This is a genomic window from Mesorhizobium quangtriensis (assembly GCF_040081925.1).
Taxonomy (GTDB): domain Bacteria; phylum Pseudomonadota; class Alphaproteobacteria; order Rhizobiales; family Rhizobiaceae; genus Mesorhizobium_K; species Mesorhizobium_K quangtriensis.
Map to the genome: position 1 here is coordinate 44852 of NZ_JBEBMF010000002.1, position 16852 is coordinate 61703.

Consider the following 16852-nt stretch of genomic DNA (forward strand, 5'->3'; position numbering starts at 1 on the left):
CGGGAGGCTCGTCCCGGCCGCCTCGTTAAACAATATATACCGTTAACGAGTGGTAGTCACATAAGGTTAATCAAGCCTTTCAGGCGGTTAGCGTGGACGCATGCCACGGCACCTTGGATCGGCGGATTGCGACTCCCTCCCGGCACTCCCCGACGGATTCGGCGGTTCGTTTTCCGCGGGATTCCGGCTAGAATAGCGGGCAATGTTTGTGTTAGGAGCCGCGATCCCCATATCGGGAGAGCAAAAATGCCGGCGCGTGGTGATGCCGGCTAGCTACTGGAACCAGAACAATGACGAAATGGTCGCCGAATTCTTGGAGAGCAAAGCCAATCCAGCAGGTCCCGGCTTATCCGGACGCCGCCGCGCTGGGTGATGTCGAGGCCCGCCTTGCGACCTTTCCGCCGCTGGTTTTTGCAGGTGAGGCGCGCAAGCTGAAGAAGCAGCTCGCCCAGGTCGCCGCAGGTAATGCATTCCTTCTTCAGGGCGGTGATTGCGCCGAGAGCTTCGCCGAACATGGCGCGGACAACATCCGCGACTTCTTCCGTGTCTTCCTGCAGATGGCAGTCGTGCTGACCTATGCCGGCGCCCAGCCCGTGGTGAAGATCGGCCGCGTCGCCGGCCAGTTCGCCAAGCCGCGCTCGTCCGACAACGAAACCAAGGACGGTGTCACCCTGCCCTCCTACCGGGGCGACATCATCAACGGCATCGAGTTCGATGAAAAGTCGCGCGTGCCCGATCCGGCGCGTCAGGAGATGGCCTACCGCCAGTCGGCAGCCACGCTGAACCTGCTGCGCGCCTTCGCGCAGGGCGGTTACGCAAGCCTCGAAAACGTGCATCGCTGGATGCTCGGCTTCGTCGCCGACAGCCCTCAGGGCGACCGTTATGAGGCGCTCGCCAGCAAGATTTCCGAGACGATGGACTTCATGAAGGCCGTCGGCATCACGTCGGAAACCAACTACGCGCTACGCGAGACGGATTTCTATACCAGCCACGAGGCGCTTCTGCTCGGCTACGAGGAGGCGCTGACGCGCGTCGATTCCACCTCGGGCGACTGGTACGCGACGTCGGGCCACATGATCTGGATCGGCGATCGCACGCGCCAGCCCGACCATGGCCATGTCGAATACTGCCGCGGCATCAAGAACCCGCTCGGCCTGAAGTGCGGCCCGTCGATGACGGCGGACGGCCTGCTGGAGTTGATCGACACGCTGAACCCGGAGAACGAGCCGGGCCGGCTGACCCTGATCGCCCGCTTCGGCTCCGACAAGGTGGCCGAGCACCTGCCCAAGCTGGTGCGCGCCGTGAAGAAGGAAGGCCGCGAGGTCGTCTGGTCGTCAGATCCCATGCACGGCAACACGATCACGGCGGCCGGCTACAAGACGCGGCCCTTCGACCGTATCCTCAAGGAGGTACAGACCTTCTTCGAGGTACACCGCGCCGAAGGAACGCATCCGGGCGGCATCCACATCGAGATGACCGGCAAGAACGTCACCGAATGCACGGGCGGCGCCCGCGCCATCCGCGACGATGAACTGCAGGATCGCTACCATACCCATTGCGACCCGCGCCTCAACGCCGACCAGGCGATCGAGCTTGCCTTCCTGGTTTCCGAGCTTCTGAAGAAGAACTCGAACCAGGTGCATACGGTGGCCGCGGAGTAGCGACCCAGCTTCGGATAATAAAAAAGGCGTCGCTTGCGACGCCTTTTTATAGCCCATATCCCGGTGAAGGTCAGTCCTTGCGGTAAAGCATCCAGCTCTTGCCGGCGCGCTCCGAAAGCGTCGAGAAGCGCGTCACCCGGTTCCGGCCGGTCACCTTCGAGCGGTAAAGGGTACGATCGCATTTGGAATAGAGATCTTCGGGACTTTCCGCCTCCGAAGCCATGCATATGCCCATCGAAATCGTCACCGACCCGTAGCTCGCGTTGGTCTGTGGGTTCACGAACGGCGTCTGCTCGATCAGCATCCGGATGCGGTCCGCGATCTCGAACGTAGCCTCCTCGCTGGCGCCGTCCACGATCAGCGCGAACTCCTCGCCACCGGTGCGCGCCACGAACATGTCGGCTCGGATCGAGGAGCGGAAGATGTCCGCGATGCTCTGCAGCACCCTGTCGCCAACGGGATGTCCGAAGCGGTCGTTGATCTCCTTGAACCGGTCGATGTCAGCAAGGATAAGCGCCTTGAACAGAATGCCGCGATTGCTGTTGTAGATGTCCGCAATCTCGCGGTCGAAGGCCCGCCTGTTCCAGATTTGTGTTAGCTGGTCCGTGTTGGCCAGACGCTTGTATTCCTCAAGCTTCGACTTGACCGTTTCCAACTCGTTCGACTTTTCCGATAGCTGATTGGCCACCTGCTTGCCGTGGTCGATTGTCGAACTGGTAGCGACGGCCATCACTTCTACGATCTTCTGCAACAGATCCTTGCTCACCAGACGCCCGTTCAACCCCTCGGCGGTCTGGTCCAAAACCCGGCCGAATTTCTCGACATGGCTGCGTTCCTTGCGCAGGATCGAGGCAATCTCCTCAAGTTCCTTGGCAACGGTTTCGCGCGCGTGCTCGACCGCAGCGCTGTCGTTGCTGCTGTCGAAGTATTTTCGCGCAATACGATCGAGGTCGTCCTGTGTTGGGCGCTTGCTCAGTCCGACCACCTCGAGGCTCAACTCATGGTTCGACCCAGACAGGGCTTCGTAGAAAATCTCGTAGTTCCGGGGAAGCGCGACAACACCCATCTGGCGCATGGTAAGAAGGACGGAACTGGCCAGATCTGTTGCCCGGTCGGCCGGAGCGCTAGCAGTCTGCATTCTTGTTCCACCTTGCATATCATGCGCGGACAGGATCGTCCGTGAACCAGGTTAAGGCACAGGCTGTCGGCGGACGCATAGCGTCGGAATATTATATGCTGCGTGGAACTGCGTGCCCCCATGCACTCCCTCGCCATAGTGACTATAGGGAATATCGCGCTAAATTTTCCTTAATTGCGAGTGGCTTGCGAGCCGATGGACGCAGGCGCTGGGCCATGGCACCTGTGTCTTCGAGCGCGCTAAAATAGCTTCGGCAAATTGATGCGCAGAGATCAAAAAAGACCTGCCACGATAAGCAGATACGTTAGGCAGCAAAGGTTGAGCGGGAGTAATCGATGAAGAAAACCAATAGTGGTTCTTGTCTCTGTGGCGCGGTACGTTTCACCGCGACCGGCCCCTTGCGCGGCGTTGTCTATTGCCACTGCTCGCAATGCCGCAAACAGAGCGGCCATTATTATGCCGCCACGAATGTCGTCGATGCCGATCTGTCCGTCGAGGGAGGCGAAAAACTGACCTGGTTCACGGCCTCACCCTACGCGAAGCGCGGATTTTGTTCCGTATGCGGGTCCGTGCTGTTCTGGAAACACAACGAATCCGACGAAACATCCGTCATGGCCGGCGCCTTCGACTCGCCGAGCGGGCTTCGGGGCGAAGTCCACATTTTTGTCGCAGACAAGGGCGACTACTATGATATCACGGACGGCCTTCCCCAATACGTTCGCTCGACGCCCGACATCAAGGTCGCGGACGACTAGCAACGTGCCTGCATCCTAAAAGCGCATCGCTTTCCTTTGAATTTTGGGCTAAGCGTCGCGCGCTTTCATTTCTTGCGGAGACCTTATGGAACGCCTGATCAAGGCCTGGCAGAATTCCCTGCGCGCCTTCCGCCGCCTGGCGACATCCGAAAAAGCCTTCCAGCAGGAACTCGCGCTGCTTGCAGTGGCGTCGCCTCTGGCGTGGTTCCTGTCCAGCTCATGGCGTGGCTACTGGCTTCTGGTCGGCTCGATATTGTTTCTCATCGTGGTCGAGGTTCTAAACACCGGAATCGAGGCAGCCTGCGACGCCGTCTCGCGCGAATTCGACATCGACATCCAGCTCGCCAAGGACTGCGGGTCGCTCGCTGTCCTGATCTCGATCGTCCTGGCCCTCATCGTCTGGGGTCTCGCGATCGTCGAGACTGTCACTGGCATTCCACTGTGATACAGTTGCTTTCGTCCATGTAGTTTTCTTCAATTTGTTCTGCACGGCGCAGGTCCATCTGCTTTGGGGGAGGAAGACATGAAGAAGGTTCCGCTGCTCGCACTGCTGGTTACCGCCGCCATATCCACTGCCTGTTCATCCACCGGCCAGTCCCAGAACACCCCTGCCCCGGCAAGCTCCCGCGGCCCGGCCGGAGAAGTAACCCTCTCCCCCTCCGATCGCACCGCCGTCGAGACATCCGTCCGCGCCAGCCTCGGACAGCCCTCCGCAAGCTTCCGAACCATGATCGGGCAGCGCGATGCCACTGGCGTCGTGACCGTCTGCGGCTACTTCAACGCCGGCTCGGGAGACACGCCCTTCATCGGCACGTTGGGCGGAGGCAGCTTTACGGTCTCCAATCTCGGCGGAACAGCCGAACAGACGATCGCCGTGCAAAGTGCCTGCCACGGCAGGGGTATCTACGTCTAAGTCCCCCTCAAGCCTGCCTCCCATTGTTGACAACTAACGGGTGCATGTTTCCGTGCAGCTTGGGAACGCTTTGTTTTTTCAGAGCCTTAGGACTGAATTATAGGATTTGTCAGACAATAGATTGACTCTGCTTCGGAGGTCCGCTTAGCTTGCAGCCGGAAACTCGAATTCTGCCGGAAGTTGGAGGTTGCGCGTTGGAGGGCGCGCGACGGGCTTTAGGCGGGGATACTTCTCAGCATCGTCCCGTCGGACCCAGTCCTCTGCTGCCGCCATGTTTCCGTAACTCAAACGCTTTCATGGGAGGAAATTCATGAAACTTCGTCTTGCAAGCGCATTGTTGGTCACCGCCGCATTGTTTGCGACCGGCGCCATGGCGCAGGAAAAGAAGCAGCTTGCCTTCGTCGTCAACGGAGCGTCCGACTTCTGGAAGCTGGCCGAGGCCGGCGTCGAGAAGGCACAGGCCGAACTGCCGAACTACGACCTGGCGCTGAAGTATCCAGAGCAGGCCGCGGCCGCGGTGCAGCAGCGGTTGATGGAAGATCTCGTCGCTGGCGGCGTTTCCGCCATCATGGTCAGCGCTGTTGATCCCAAGTCGTCTACGGATTCTCTGAACAAGATCGGCTCGCAGGTTCCGCTCTTCACCACGGACTCAGATGCTCCTGACACCAACCGCATCGCCTATATCGGCTCCTCCAACACCGAGGCCGGCAAACAGGCGGGCGAAATCGCGCTCAAGGCGCTGCCGGACGGTGGCAAGTGCGTCGGCTTCGTCGGACTGCCAGGTGCGGACAACGCCCGCGAGCGCATCGAAGGCATGAAGTCCGCCATCGCAGGCTCGAAGGTCGAACTGATCGACGTGCGCGGCGACGACATCGACATGACGCGCGCCAAGCGCAACGTCGAGGATGCACTCGCCGCCAACCCGGACATTGACTGCATGGTCGGCTTCTATTCCTACAACCCACCGCGCATCTACGAGGTGCTGAAGGAGTCCGGGAAGCTCGGCCAGGTTACCGTCATCGCCTTCGACGAAGACCCGATCACGCTGGGCGGCGTCAAGGAAGGGACCATCGCCGGGACCGTCGTGCAGGATCCCTTCGAATGGGGCTACCAGGGCATGAAGCTGATGGCCAGCTACCTGGAGGGCGACAAATCAGTCATTCCCGAGAACAAGCTGATCATCGTTCCCACGAAGATGATCGACAAGGGCAACGTCGACGCGTTCGAGGCGGAATTGAAGTCGCGCATCAGCGGCGGCTGACGCCTTGAAGCGGACAGGCCGGCCTGATCTCCCAGCCGGCCTGTTCGGCGCAGCGAACATCCGAAAAATCACATCAGCAAGTTCATAGATGGCAGACGCTTTCCTGAAAGTGACGGGAATCTCCAAGGATTACCCCGGCATCAGGGCCTTGGACGACGTCAGCTTTTCCGTCGGCGCCGGCGAGGTCATCGGCCTCGTGGGAGAGAACGGTGCCGGCAAGTCGACACTGATGAAGATCCTCGGCGGCGTCATCGCGCCAAGCGCCGGTTCCATCGAACTGGACGGCATAGCGACCGATCGGCTGACGGTCGGCGCCTCGATGCGCGGCGGCATCGCCTTCGTGCATCAGGAACTCAACCTGTTCGAGAACCTCACCGTCGCTGCCAACATCTTCATCGGCCGCGAGCCGCTGAAAGGTGGGCCTTTGCGGCTGATCGACGAGCCCGAACTGAACCGCCGTGCCGCTCCCTATCTGAAACAGCTCGGCGCGGACTTCGAACCGGGCACGCCGGTCAGTACGCTTTCGCTTGCCCAGATGCAGCTGGTGGAGATCGCCAAAGCGCTCTCCCTCAATGCGCGGCTTGTCATCATGGACGAGCCGACATCGAGCCTGACCGCGTCCGAGACCGAGCGGCTGCTGATCATCATAGAGCGGCTGAAGGCAGATGGCGTTGCCGTCATCCTCATCTCGCACCGGCTGGCAGAGATCGAGCGTTCGGCTGACAGGGTCGTTGTCCTGCGCGATGGCAAGCGGGTGGCTGAGCTTGCCAAGCAGGACATCCACGCCGAGACGATGATCCGCCACATGATTGGGCGCGACCTGAAGACGCTTTATCGTCCCCCGCAAAACCCACCCGGCAAGCCCGTCCTCGAACTCATCGACGTCCGGACCGCTTATCGGCCGGAGCAGTCCGTAAACCTCGCCGTCAGGCAGGGCGAGATTCTCGGCCTTGCCGGCCTTGTCGGCTCGGGACGCACCGAGCTTGCGCGTACCATATTCGGCCTCGACCGGCTGCGCGGTGGCGAAATCAGGATTAACGGCGCGGCAACCGCGATGTCCACCCCAGGCGTGGCGATCAGGCAGGGCCTCTACCTTGTACCGGAGGACCGGAAGCGTTCCGGCCTGATCCTCGACTTCCCCATCCGCGACAACATCACGCTGCCCAATCTCGACACGCATGCAAGGCGCGGTCTGATCGATGTCGGCTCGGAAGAGGCTGAGGCGCTGCGGCAGCGCGAGCGCCTCGACATCCGTGCCAAGCGCATGACAACCGCGGCCGGAGCCCTGTCAGGTGGAAACCAGCAGAAGGTCGTGCTGGCCAAATGGCTCTCGATGGCGCCGCGTGTGCTGATTTTCGACGAACCGACGCGCGGCGTCGATGTCGGCGCAAAGAGCGAAATATACCGACTGATGCGCGAACTCTCCGACCACGGGGTCGCGATCCTCATGATCTCCTCCGACATGGAGGAGGTGATCGGCGTCAGCGACCGCGTCGCCGTCATGCACGAGGGCAGGATTTCCGGCTTCCTCGAGCGCAGCGAACTCAGCGAGAAGGCGATCCTGTCGCTGGCCGTCGGCAGGATCGCAGCATGAAGCCCTTCAACGGAAAGCGTGGCAGATGATCAACCGAAAAGACCTCTGGCTGCTGATACTCATTATCGTCGTCGGCACGGTGGTGGCGATCATCAACCCGCGCTTCCTCTCGCCGATCAACCTGTCCAACACAGCCAACCTGATCGGGCTCTTCGGAATCTTCGCCGTCGCGCAGGCTTTCGTCATCATCTCCGGCGGTATCGAGCTTTCGGTCGGTTCCGTCATCGCCCTCCTTGGCGTCATCTTCATCGACCTCGTCGCCGCCGAAACCGTCAATCCGGCGCTCGCCTGCATCATCGTGATCGCGATCGGCTGCCTCATCGGCCTGCTGCACGGCGTGCTCGTCGCCAAGCTCGGCCTGCAGCCGTTCGTTGTGACCCTCTGCGGCCTGCTAATCTACCGGGGCATCGCTCGCTATTACACGGAGGACGCGACCGCCGGCTTCCCGTTCGGCGCCAGCTTCCCGACGCTCGAATGGCTGACGGCCGGCCGCTTCTATGGCATCCCGCACAGCCTGATCGCCTTCATCATCATCACGGTCATCATGGGGATCGTGCTGCACAAGTCGGTGTTCGGCCGCTATCTGTTCGCGGTTGGCAAGAACGAGGAGGCGGCGCGCTACAGTGGTATCAACACATCGCGCGTCATCATCGCCGCCTATGTCATCTGTGCCGGCCTGACCGCCATCGCAGCAATCTTCATCGCGATGTATACCCGCTCGATCTCGCCCTCGTCGCATGGCAATTTTTATGAGCTCTACGCGATCGCCGCCGCCGTGCTCGGCGGCTGTTCGCTGCGAGGTGGCGAGGGCTCGATCCTCGGCGTCGTGCTTGGAACGGTACTGCTTCAGGTCTTGCAGAACCTGGTCAACCTGCTTGGCATCCCGAGTTCGCTGAACTTCGCCGTGATGGGTTCGGTCATCCTGATCGGCGTGCTTGCCGACCAGCAGATTTCGCGCCGGGCCGCGCTCAAGCGAACGCCTCAGACGTCCTGACGGCAACTATGCCTGGCGCACGCCGTCCTTCACCAGATAGGTCGGCTTGTACATCGTGACGATTTCTTCGGCCGCTGTCGGATGCACCGCCATCGTGCGGTCGAAATCGTCCTTGGTCAGCCCGGCCTTGAGCGCGATCCCCAACAACTGCGCCATCTCACCCGCATCCGGCCCAAGGATGTGCGCGCCGAGCACGAGCCGGCTGTCAGCATCGACCACAAGCTTGGTCAGCATGCGTTCCTGCCGGCCGGATAGCGTGTGGCGCATCGGCCGGAAGCTTGCGCTGTAAACTTCGACATTCGCAAAACGCCTGCCCGCCTCGTCCTCGGATAGCCCGACGGTGCCAAGTTCCGGCTGGGAGAACACTGCGGTCGCGATGCAGTCATGGTCCGGCTCTGTCGGATTGTCCTTGAACGCGGTTTCCACGAAACACATCGCCTCGTGGATCGCGACCGGCGTCAGTTGGACCCGATCTGTGACGTCGCCGATCGCCCAGATACTCTCGACGTTGGTACGCGAATAAGAATCGACGAGGATTTCGCCCTTCACCCCGGTCTTCACGCCGGCCGTCTCGAGACCGAGATTCTCCGTATTGGGAATGCGCCCGATGGCCAACAGGATCTGGTCGGCCACCAGCACCTCTCCGCCGTTCACAATGGCAGCAAGGCGCCCGTCCGACCGCTTCTCGATTTCCTCGAACATGGTGTGGCAGCGTATGCGTACACCCTTTGCCGCCATCTCCTCGTGCAGCCTGTGGCGAAGGTCGATGTCGAACCTCTGGAGTATTTCCTTGCCCCGGTAGACCAGCGTCGTGTCCACCCCGAGCCCGTGGAAGATGTTGGCGAATTCGACCGCGATGTAGCCACCGCCGGCAATGACGATGGACTTCGGAAGCTCGGGTAGGTCGAAGGCTTCGTTGGAGAAGATGCAGTGCTCGTGGCCGGGCAATGCCGCGTGCGGATTCGGGCGTCCGCCTGTGGCAACGAGGATGTGCTCCGCCGTCACCGTCCGGTTCTCACTTTCGATCCGCACCGTATGGGCATCGACCAGCGTTGCACGGCTATGGAATGCCTCCCCGCCGGCGCCCTCGACGCCCTTCTGGTAGAGACCGGAAAGTCTGCCGATCTCCCTGTCCTTGTTGGCGATCAGCGTCGGCCAGTCGAAGCTTGTCTCTGGAACAGTCCAGCCATAGCCGGCCGCATCCGCGAAATGCTCCGGAAACTGCGACGCATAGACAAAGAGCTTCTTTGGCACGCAGCCCCTGATAACGCAGGTGCCGCCGTACCGGTATTCCTCGGCGATCGCGACGCGTTTGCCGAGCGCAGCCGAGACGCGAGCCGCCCTCACCCCGCCCGAACCGCCGCCTATGACGAAAAGGTCGTAGTCGTAGTTCGGCATGGTTGGATTCCCGGCGGCGCTTCAGACGGACAGTTAAGTCTCGCGGCCCCAAAAGAAAAGCCCGGCATGCGCCGGGCTTCTTGTACCACCTCGGCGGAAAACCGCTATTGGATCTGGTCCAGTCCCTCGAGTCCGGGCGCCGCCTCGCCCTCCGGAGCAGCCCCCTCTTGCGGCGCGGCTCCATCTTCCGGCGCCGCTCCCGCTTCGGGTGTAGCCTGGGCCGGCGGCGGATTAGCCTTCGCCTGCGCCTGAATGATATTTGTAATCGTGGTACTGACCTCGTTGGCGAGGTCTCGCTGGATGCCGCGCTGCCAGATATCGACGGCCCTTGTCATGTCGCGGTTGATCAACGGCCCCTGGCTAAGCAACTTCACCCCCGCCTCGCTTGTGTAGAACGTGGCGATTGTGTTGAGTTCCGCCTCGGAGAATGCGCGAGCGTAGATCAACGCCACTTCCTTCTCCAGATCGGCGCGGCGGGCCGCCAGCGCGAGTGCCTTTTCGTCGACAGTGGAACTGATCAGGTCCGTAAGATCAGGATTTTGCTGGATGAGTTCGGTCTTCAGCATCTGGGCAGCAGCCGGAAGCAACAGATCATACTGCTCCGTCGCCTTCAACGCCGCCATGGCGGAGCGCGCCGCCTTGATATGCGCTTCCGAAATGTCCTGAGCGAAAACGTGCGACGACAGGACGACGAAGGCCGATGCAGCCAGAGCCGCGACAGTCCGACGGACTCGAGACGTAACCATCATGAGCAGAAGACCCCTTGATTTCTCAGCTTGCGTGTACCGATCTGATTCCGTCGGCGCCCGCAACAATCGCCAGACTTGCCATTCCCAGAAACAGTCCGTGTTCGACAACCCCCGGAATGGCGAGCAGCGCATTCGACAGCGCTCTTGTATCGGGAATGCGGCCAAAAGATGCATCCAGGATGAAATGCCCGCCGTCTGTAACAAAAGGCCGGCCTTCCGTCATCCTCAATGTCAGCTGCCCCGACAGCCCGAGCGCGGATGACGCTCGCGTAATCGCGATCTCGGTAGCCTTCATCCCAAATCCGTTCACCTCGATTGGCAGAGGGAATCGTCCCAGCGTGTCCACGAGCTTGCTGTCATCCGCAATCACGATCATCCGCGCCGACGCTGCCGCGACGATCTTTTCGCGCAGCAAGGCGCCGCCTCCGCCCTTGATCAGGTTGAGCCTAGGATCGACCTCGTCGGCGCCATCCACCGTGAGGTCCAGTTCCGGTGTCTGTTCGAGGGTCGAAAGAGGAACACCAAGTTCCTCGCACAAGGCAGCCGTCCGCTCGGATGTCGGCACCCCGATGATCCGCATGCCCGCGTGAACCTTCTCGGCCAGAAGCCGCACGAACTCGGCAGCGGTCGTTCCGGTCCCGATGCCCAGCCGCATGCCGTCCTCGACATGGCCAAGCGCGGCTCTCGCCGCCTCGATCTTCAGCGCTTTCTGATCCATGTTTCCCGCAGTCTTCCTCTCGGGTGCGGCTCCTACCATCTTTGCTGTCCAAGGCAAAGCAGACGGTTGGGTTGGCGCCTCCTGCTTGCGCCCCTGCCTCGACCGGGCTATCCGAACGAGCCAGAAATCAGCTCTCGGGGAATCGCATCATGGCCAGGCCGATCGTCGTTTTTGACCTGGACGGAACTTTGGTCGATACCGCACCCGACCTGCTCGACAGCCTGAACCACACCCTCGACGCCGGCGGGGTCGCTCGCACAGACTTGGCCGGGTTCCGCCAGTTCGTGGGGCACGGCGGTCGCGTCATGATCGAGCGCGCCTATCAGGCACAGCGCCGCGACTTCGCCGCCGGCGAGCATGACCGGCTGTTCGCCCTGTTTCTGGAGCATTACGGCGCGAACGTTCCCGGACAGTCGAAGCCCTACCCCGGCGTCGTTGAGGCGCTAGACAGGCTACGGGACGCCGATTACCTCCTCGCTGTCTGTACGAACAAGACCGAAGAACTGTCAAAGCGACTGCTGGTTGGCCTTGGCCTCTCGGGCTATTTCGCCGCGATCTGCGGCCAGGACACATTCGCCTTCAGGAAGCCCGATCCGCGTCATCTCACCGAAACCATCCTACTTGCGGGCGCCAACCCGAAGCACGCGATAATGGTCGGCGATTCGCGCACCGACATTGACACGGCGAAGGCGGCCGGCATCCCCGTCGTCGCGGTCGATTTCGGCTATACAGACCGCCACGTGCGCGAGTTCGAACCGTCGAAGATCATCTCCCATTTCGACGAACTGACCGTGCCACTTACGATGCAGCTGATGGCCGCCCAAGGCCATTGACCGGCTGGATTGTGATCCTGAAAGAGCTAGATTTTCGGGGTTGATGGTGGGCGATACAGGGATTGAACCTGTGACCCCACCCGTGTGAAGGGTGTGCTCTCCCGCTGAGCTAATCGCCCGCCTATGGCCGCTGGCCAAAGCGAAGCGCGATATAGGCCGCAGCCGTGTTTGAAGTCAAGGACGCAGACAGCCTATCCGGCGTTAGGCAAATCGCGTTCTCCCTCTTATCCCGCACCCAAGAAAAAAGCCGGGACGAACCCGGCTTTTTCCATGTTCCGCATCAGGCGCGTCAATCAGTTGACGGCGTCCTTGAGGCCCTTGCCGGCCGAGAACTTCGGCACGGTGCGGGCGGGAATCTTCACGGCAGCGCCGGTCTGCGGGTTACGGCCGGTCGAGGCAGCGCGCTTGGACACGGAGAAATTGCCGAAGCCCACGAGGCGCACGTCGCCGCCATTCTTCAACTCGCCGGTGATTACGGAGAACACCGCATCAACCGCCGACTGCGCATCGCTCTTCGAAATATTGGCAGCGTCGGCAACGGCGGACACCAGTTCGTTCTTGTTCATCTACTTTCCCTTCCATGAGAAAACCGGACGAGACTCGCTCCGGCAGGAAGCGGACTTTATGAAAAACTGGCTCCGCAACCAAGCGGAAAAATCGTTGGAACCCTTGGAAATCCGGGCTTTTTTAACAGAAAAGCCGGGCCCGAAGGCCCGGCTTTGCATATTGCGTCGCAGCAATTGCGATTCGGCTAGTGGGCGAGCGTCTTGCCGCCGTCCTCGCCGGAGTCGACTGACGCTGCGGGAGGCGTCGCCGGCTCGACCCATTCGATCGGCTCGGGCATCCGCACGAGAGCGTGCTTCAGCACCTCGCCGACCCGGCTGACCGGCACAATTTCCATGCCGCTTTTCACGTTGTCCGGGATATCCGCCAGATCCTTGGCGTTCTCCTCGGGGATCAGCACCTTCTTTATGCCGCCGCGCAGAGCCGCGAGCAGCTTCTCCTTCAGGCCGCCGATGGGCAGCACCCTGCCCCTGAGCGTAATTTCGCCGGTCATCGCGACATCCGCCCGAACCGGAATTCCGGTCAGGACCGAAACGATCGCCGTCGCCATGGCGACGCCAGCCGACGGACCGTCCTTCGGGGTCGCCCCCTCGGGAACGTGGACGTGGATGTCGCGCCTGTCGAACAGCGGAGGCTCGATGCCGAAATCAATGGCTCTGCTGCGGACATAGGACGCCGCCGCCGAGATCGATTCCTTCATCACGTCCTTCAGGTTGCCGGTCACCGTCATGCGGCCCTTGCCGGGCATCATGACGCCTTCGATCGTCAGCAGTTCGCCGCCGACCTCGGTCCAGGCAAGACCCGTGACTACACCGACCTGATCGTCAGCCTCGACCTGTCCGAAGCGGAAGCGCTGGACGCCGAGATAGTCGGAGAGGTTCTCGGGCGTGATCTCCACGCTCTTTGTCTTCGACTTCAGGATCTCGGTGACCGCCTTGCGCCCGAGCTTCATCAGCTCGCGCTCAAGGCTGCGCACGCCGGCTTCCCGCGTATAGGTCTGGACGATCGCGCGGATGGCCTCGTCGCTCACCGAAAATTCCTTCGGCTGCAGCGCGTGGTCGCGGATCACCTTAGGCAGCAAATGCCGCTTGGCGATCTCGACCTTCTCGTCCTCCGTGTAGCCGGCGATACGAATGATCTCCATGCGGTCCATAAGCGGACCGGGGATGTTCAGCGTATTGGCCGTCGTCACGAACATCACGCTCGACAGGTCGTATTCAACCTCGAGATAGTGATCCATGAACGTCGCGTTCTGCTCGGGGTCGAGCACCTCGAGAAGTGCGGAAGACGGGTCGCCGCGATAGTCCTGGCCGAGCTTGTCGATCTCGTCGAGCAGGAACAGCGGGTTCGACTTCTTCGCTTTCTTCATCGACTGGATGACCTTGCCGGGCATCGAGCCGATATAGGTGCGACGGTGACCGCGGATCTCGGCCTCGTCACGCACGCCGCCAAGCGCCAGGCGCACGAACTCGCGTCCGGTCGCCTTCGCGATCGACTTGCCGAGCGAGGTCTTGCCCACGCCGGGAGGGCCGACGAGGCAGAGGATCGGCCCCTTGATCTTCTTCTGCCGGCTCTGGACCGCAAGGTACTCGACGATGCGCTCCTTGACCTTGTCGAGGCCGTAGTGATCGGTGTCCAGCACCTCCTGCGCGAAGTTCAGGTCGGTCTTGACCTTCGAGTTCTTCGACCAGGGCAACGACAACAGCCAGTCGAGGTAGTTGCGAACCACCGTCGATTCAGCCGACATCGGCGACATTGAACGCAGCTTCTTCAACTCGGCTTCCGCCTTTTCGCGGGCTTCCTTGGAGAACTTCGTCTTCTTGATGCGCGCCTCGATCTCGGCAGCCTCGTCGCGACCGTCCTCGCCCTCGCCGAGCTCCTTCTGGATCGCCTTCATCTGCTCGTTGAGGTAATACTCGCGCTGCGTCTTCTCCATCTGGCGCTTGACGCGCGAGCGGATGCGCTTCTCCACCTGCAGGACGGAGATTTCAGCCTCCATGAAGCCCATGGCCTTCTCAAGCCGTTCCTTGACGGACAGCGTGCCTAGCATCTCCTGCTTCTCGGGGATCTTGATTGCGAGATGCGAAGCGACCGTATCGGCGAGCTTGGAGTAGTCGTCGATCTGCGATGCCGCGCCGACAACCTCGGGCGAGATCTTCTTGTTCAGCTTCACATAGTTTTCGAAATCGGAAACCACCGAGCGCGCGAGCGCCTCGATCTCGATTTCCTCTTCCGCCGGCTCGTGCAGAACCTCTGCATGCGCCTCGTGAAAGTCGCCGCGATCGGTAAAGCCGGTTATGCGTCCGCGCGCAGTGCCCTCGACCAGAACCTTCACGGTCCCGTCGGGCAGCTTGAGCAGCTGAAGCACGTTGGCGAGCGTACCGATGTCGTAGATGCCGTCAGCGGCCGGGTCATCCTCGGCGGCGTTCTTCTGCGTCGCAAGCATGATCTGCTTTTCGGCGCCCATGACCTCTTCCAGCGCCTTGATCGACTTTTCACGCCCGACGAAGAGCGGCACGATCATGTGCGGGAACACGACGATGTCGCGCAGGGGGAGGACTGCGAAAACGCCGCCGTTACCGGGTGTCCGGGATGTCTTGGCCATCTTACTTACCTTTCCTCGCGGCCGCCTTGAGCCAACCGCGAATCTCATATTAACGGCCACCAACCGTCTCGCCTACCACGTAACACGATTTGTGGATTTTCAGCACGGAATACAGCTTGTGGCCCAATGGTGGTTAATTGGATAGCAAGGCGGCAAAGATCAAGTGTGGCTGCCTCCAACGTCATGCGCCGTGCGCCTCATGCATAGCTCGCGATGGCTTCCTATGCGGAAGATCACACCGTAATATGAGGCACGACGGCGGAAACGATTGCCCAATCAACACCATAGAGTACGTATGTTCCCAATGCACCGACCATGCTCGGCTTTGACGCGACAGGTGCGCCATGTCCGTTGACCGCCGCAGCCTTCTCACCGGCGGAGCCCTCTTGGCCCTTGCCGCAACGGCAACCGACAAGACTGAAGCCGCTCCCGCCAAACCCGCCAAAAAGGACCTTGGCGATACGGCCGTTTACGTACCCGGCTATCTTCCGGACAGCGCTTACGCCAACGGCAAGCCGCTGGCCCAAAACCGCCGCTTCAACCGCGCCATCAAGGGCCAGCCCTACTACAAGATGCTGGCGCGCGTCGGCTTCGACGGATCGATCCGCCAGACGCTGCTGCCAGTTGCGGCGCACGACGTAGAGGTCGCGCCCGATCGCTCGATCGGAGTGCTGTGCTCGATGGACGGCGAACAGCACACGGCTTTCGATCCCGATACGCTCGAACTCGCTGCAATCGGCCCTTCGCTCGGCGATGGCTGGCGCGGCGGCGGACATGCCGTCTATCTCGATGGCGGCAGGACGGCGATCCTCTCCGAGCGCGCGCCCTACCAGCCATGGCAGGGCAAGGCGGAGCGGCATTACGGCCGCTTGACGATCCGCGACCCGAAAACGCTGAAGATTGCCGAGACCTACTCCACCTACGGCATCGATCCGCACGACATCCGGCTCACCGCCGACGGCAGATACATCGTCGCCGCCAACTATGGCTCGACGGTCTCGGCCGAAACCCGCCAGTACACCATCCCGCGCCAGGTCGTGCAGGCGTCGATCACCGTGGTCGAAGTCTCGAGCGGCAAGCTGGTAGACAAGCGTATCACCGGCCGCAGCGACACGGAACTACGCCATCTTGCGGCCGGCCGGCTGGACCGCATCTTCGCGATCCAGTCGCGCTACGGCAACGACCGCGCCAATGCCCGTCAGCTCGCCGACGAAAACATCGCCCATGAATCCGACATCACCACCGACCCCGGCTACAACTACATGGCCGCGGCGACGCTGAAATACGACGCGTCCCGCAACCGCCTAACGAAAATGGGTGATGCTAACGCCACGAAGCTGATGCGCCACGGCCTGTCGATCCGCTACGACGACAAGCACGACGAGGCGATCGCCACCTACCCCACCACGCACCATGTCTTGGTGTTCGACGGGGCCACCGGCGCGGTCTCAAACATCCTCGACACCAGCACAGGCGGCCTGCGCTATCCCGCCGGCGTCACCTTCCTGCCCGACGGCAAGCATTACTGCGTGACGGGCCACTGGGAGAACCTGTTGGTCTTCGAGCGCGGAACACACCGCCTCGTACGCGACCTCTGCCTTTACCCCGTCTTCTTCGGCCACAGCCACATCACGGCGGCCTGAAACAGAAACGGCGCCCGAAGGCGCCG

At 61.5% G+C, this 16852-nt stretch carries 15 protein-coding genes and 1 tRNA gene; 9 read left to right on the forward strand and 7 right to left on the reverse strand.

What is annotated here, in order from left to right; genetic code table 11:
* Positions 1-290 precede the first annotated feature (290 nt).
* Complete coding sequence (locus tag ABMA32_RS08830) at positions 291-1661, forward strand: class II 3-deoxy-7-phosphoheptulonate synthase (RefSeq protein ID WP_349013416.1); 1371 nt, start codon at positions 291-293, stop codon at positions 1659-1661.
* A gap of 70 nt (positions 1662-1731) precedes the next feature.
* Here the strand turns inward: ABMA32_RS08830 and ABMA32_RS08835 are convergent, their stop codons facing one another.
* Positions 1732-2799: a GGDEF domain-containing protein gene (locus ABMA32_RS08835; RefSeq protein WP_349013417.1), complete on the reverse strand. Its 1068-nt coding sequence runs from the start codon at positions 2797-2799 to the stop codon at positions 1732-1734.
* 335 nt (positions 2800-3134) lie between these two features.
* On the opposite strand from ABMA32_RS08835, the gene ABMA32_RS08840 reads away from it, so the two are divergent.
* From ABMA32_RS08840 to ABMA32_RS08865, 6 genes are all read left to right on the forward strand, one after another.
* On the forward strand, positions 3135-3554 hold the full coding sequence (locus tag ABMA32_RS08840; protein ID WP_349013418.1) for a GFA family protein: 420 nt from the start codon (positions 3135-3137) through the stop codon (positions 3552-3554).
* Positions 3555-3639: 85 nt separating this feature from the next.
* Positions 3640-3999, forward strand: a complete 360-nt coding sequence (locus tag ABMA32_RS08845; RefSeq protein ID WP_349013419.1) for a diacylglycerol kinase — start codon at positions 3640-3642, stop codon at positions 3997-3999.
* Positions 4000-4077: 78 nt separating this feature from the next.
* The gene (locus tag ABMA32_RS08850) at positions 4078-4467 is read left to right on the forward strand and encodes a hypothetical protein (protein ID WP_349013420.1); all 390 of its coding nucleotides are present in this window, start codon (positions 4078-4080) and stop codon (positions 4465-4467) included.
* 310 nt (positions 4468-4777) lie between these two features.
* Positions 4778-5728: a sugar-binding protein gene (locus ABMA32_RS08855; RefSeq protein WP_425475507.1), complete on the forward strand. Its 951-nt coding sequence runs from the start codon at positions 4778-4780 to the stop codon at positions 5726-5728.
* 88 nt (positions 5729-5816) lie between these two features.
* Complete coding sequence (locus ABMA32_RS08860; RefSeq protein ID WP_349013421.1) at positions 5817-7322, forward strand: sugar ABC transporter ATP-binding protein; 1506 nt, start codon at positions 5817-5819, stop codon at positions 7320-7322.
* 28 nt (positions 7323-7350) lie between these two features.
* Positions 7351-8316, forward strand: a complete 966-nt coding sequence (locus tag ABMA32_RS08865; RefSeq protein WP_349014691.1) for an ABC transporter permease — start codon at positions 7351-7353, stop codon at positions 8314-8316.
* Between the two features lie 6 nt (positions 8317-8322).
* Here the strand turns inward: ABMA32_RS08865 and gor are convergent, their stop codons facing one another.
* The 3 genes from gor to rpiA all read right to left on the reverse strand — a co-directional run bounded on the left by gor (position 8323) and on the right by rpiA (position 11181).
* The gene (gene gor / locus ABMA32_RS08870; RefSeq protein WP_349013422.1) at positions 8323-9714 is read right to left on the reverse strand and encodes a glutathione-disulfide reductase; all 1392 of its coding nucleotides are present in this window, start codon (positions 9712-9714) and stop codon (positions 8323-8325) included.
* Between the two features lie 104 nt (positions 9715-9818).
* The gene (locus tag ABMA32_RS08875) at positions 9819-10337 is read right to left on the reverse strand and encodes a DUF2059 domain-containing protein (RefSeq protein WP_349013423.1); all 519 of its coding nucleotides are present in this window, start codon (positions 10335-10337) and stop codon (positions 9819-9821) included.
* Positions 10338-10485: 148 nt separating this feature from the next.
* Positions 10486-11181 (reverse strand): ribose-5-phosphate isomerase RpiA, encoded by a 696-nt coding sequence (gene rpiA, locus ABMA32_RS08880; RefSeq protein ID WP_349013424.1) that lies wholly within the window; start codon positions 11179-11181, stop codon positions 10486-10488.
* Between the two features lie 149 nt (positions 11182-11330).
* Here rpiA and ABMA32_RS08885 point away from each other — a divergent pair, with 149 nt between their 5' ends.
* Positions 11331-12014: a phosphoglycolate phosphatase gene (locus tag ABMA32_RS08885; protein WP_349013425.1), complete on the forward strand. Its 684-nt coding sequence runs from the start codon at positions 11331-11333 to the stop codon at positions 12012-12014.
* Positions 12015-12058: 44 nt separating this feature from the next.
* On the opposite strand, the gene ABMA32_RS08890 is transcribed toward ABMA32_RS08885, so the two are convergent.
* The 3 genes from ABMA32_RS08890 to lon form a co-directional block, all read right to left on the reverse strand.
* A tRNA-Val gene (locus ABMA32_RS08890) sits at positions 12059-12133 on the reverse strand.
* A gap of 174 nt (positions 12134-12307) precedes the next feature.
* Positions 12308-12580 carry a DNA-binding protein HupB gene (gene hupB, locus ABMA32_RS08895; protein ID WP_292765398.1) on the reverse strand — a complete coding sequence of 91 codons (273 nt, stop codon included), beginning with the start codon at positions 12578-12580 and terminating at the stop codon, positions 12308-12310.
* A gap of 185 nt (positions 12581-12765) precedes the next feature.
* Complete coding sequence (gene lon, locus ABMA32_RS08900; RefSeq protein ID WP_349013426.1) at positions 12766-15183, reverse strand: endopeptidase La; 2418 nt, start codon at positions 15181-15183, stop codon at positions 12766-12768.
* Between the two features lie 344 nt (positions 15184-15527).
* On the opposite strand from lon, the gene ABMA32_RS08905 reads away from it, so the two are divergent.
* Positions 15528-16826 carry a YncE family protein gene (locus ABMA32_RS08905; protein ID WP_349013427.1) on the forward strand — a complete coding sequence of 433 codons (1299 nt, stop codon included), beginning with the start codon at positions 15528-15530 and terminating at the stop codon, positions 16824-16826.
* The last annotated feature ends 26 nt before the right edge of the window (positions 16827-16852 follow it).

What these genes read in the sequence shown, in the direction of transcription:
- ABMA32_RS08830 (WP_349013416.1), top strand. Translation starts at nt 291, where the DNA reads ATGACGAAATGGTCGCCGAATTCTTGGAGAGCAAAGCCAATCCAGCAG.
- ABMA32_RS08835 (WP_349013417.1), bottom strand. Translation starts at nt 2,799, where the DNA reads ATGCAGACTGCTAGCGCTCCGGCCGACCGGGCAACAGATCTGGCCAGT.
- ABMA32_RS08840 (WP_349013418.1), top strand. Translation starts at nt 3,135, where the DNA reads ATGAAGAAAACCAATAGTGGTTCTTGTCTCTGTGGCGCGGTACGTTTC.
- ABMA32_RS08845 (WP_349013419.1), top strand. Translation starts at nt 3,640, where the DNA reads ATGGAACGCCTGATCAAGGCCTGGCAGAATTCCCTGCGCGCCTTCCGC.
- ABMA32_RS08850 (WP_349013420.1), top strand. Translation starts at nt 4,078, where the DNA reads ATGAAGAAGGTTCCGCTGCTCGCACTGCTGGTTACCGCCGCCATATCC.
- ABMA32_RS08855 (WP_425475507.1), top strand. Translation starts at nt 4,778, where the DNA reads ATGAAACTTCGTCTTGCAAGCGCATTGTTGGTCACCGCCGCATTGTTT.
- ABMA32_RS08860 (WP_349013421.1), top strand. Translation starts at nt 5,817, where the DNA reads ATGGCAGACGCTTTCCTGAAAGTGACGGGAATCTCCAAGGATTACCCC.
- gor (WP_349013422.1), bottom strand. Translation starts at nt 9,714, where the DNA reads ATGCCGAACTACGACTACGACCTTTTCGTCATAGGCGGCGGTTCGGGC.
- ABMA32_RS08875 (WP_349013423.1), bottom strand. Translation starts at nt 10,337, where the DNA reads ATGGCGGCGTTGAAGGCGACGGAGCAGTATGATCTGTTGCTTCCGGCT.
- rpiA (WP_349013424.1), bottom strand. Translation starts at nt 11,181, where the DNA reads ATGGATCAGAAAGCGCTGAAGATCGAGGCGGCGAGAGCCGCGCTTGGC.
- ABMA32_RS08885 (WP_349013425.1), top strand. Translation starts at nt 11,331, where the DNA reads ATGGCCAGGCCGATCGTCGTTTTTGACCTGGACGGAACTTTGGTCGAT.
- hupB (WP_292765398.1), bottom strand. Translation starts at nt 12,580, where the DNA reads ATGAACAAGAACGAACTGGTGTCCGCCGTTGCCGACGCTGCCAATATT.
- lon (WP_349013426.1), bottom strand. Translation starts at nt 15,183, where the DNA reads ATGGCCAAGACATCCCGGACACCCGGTAACGGCGGCGTTTTCGCAGTC.
- ABMA32_RS08905 (WP_349013427.1), top strand. Translation starts at nt 15,528, where the DNA reads ATGTCCGTTGACCGCCGCAGCCTTCTCACCGGCGGAGCCCTCTTGGCC.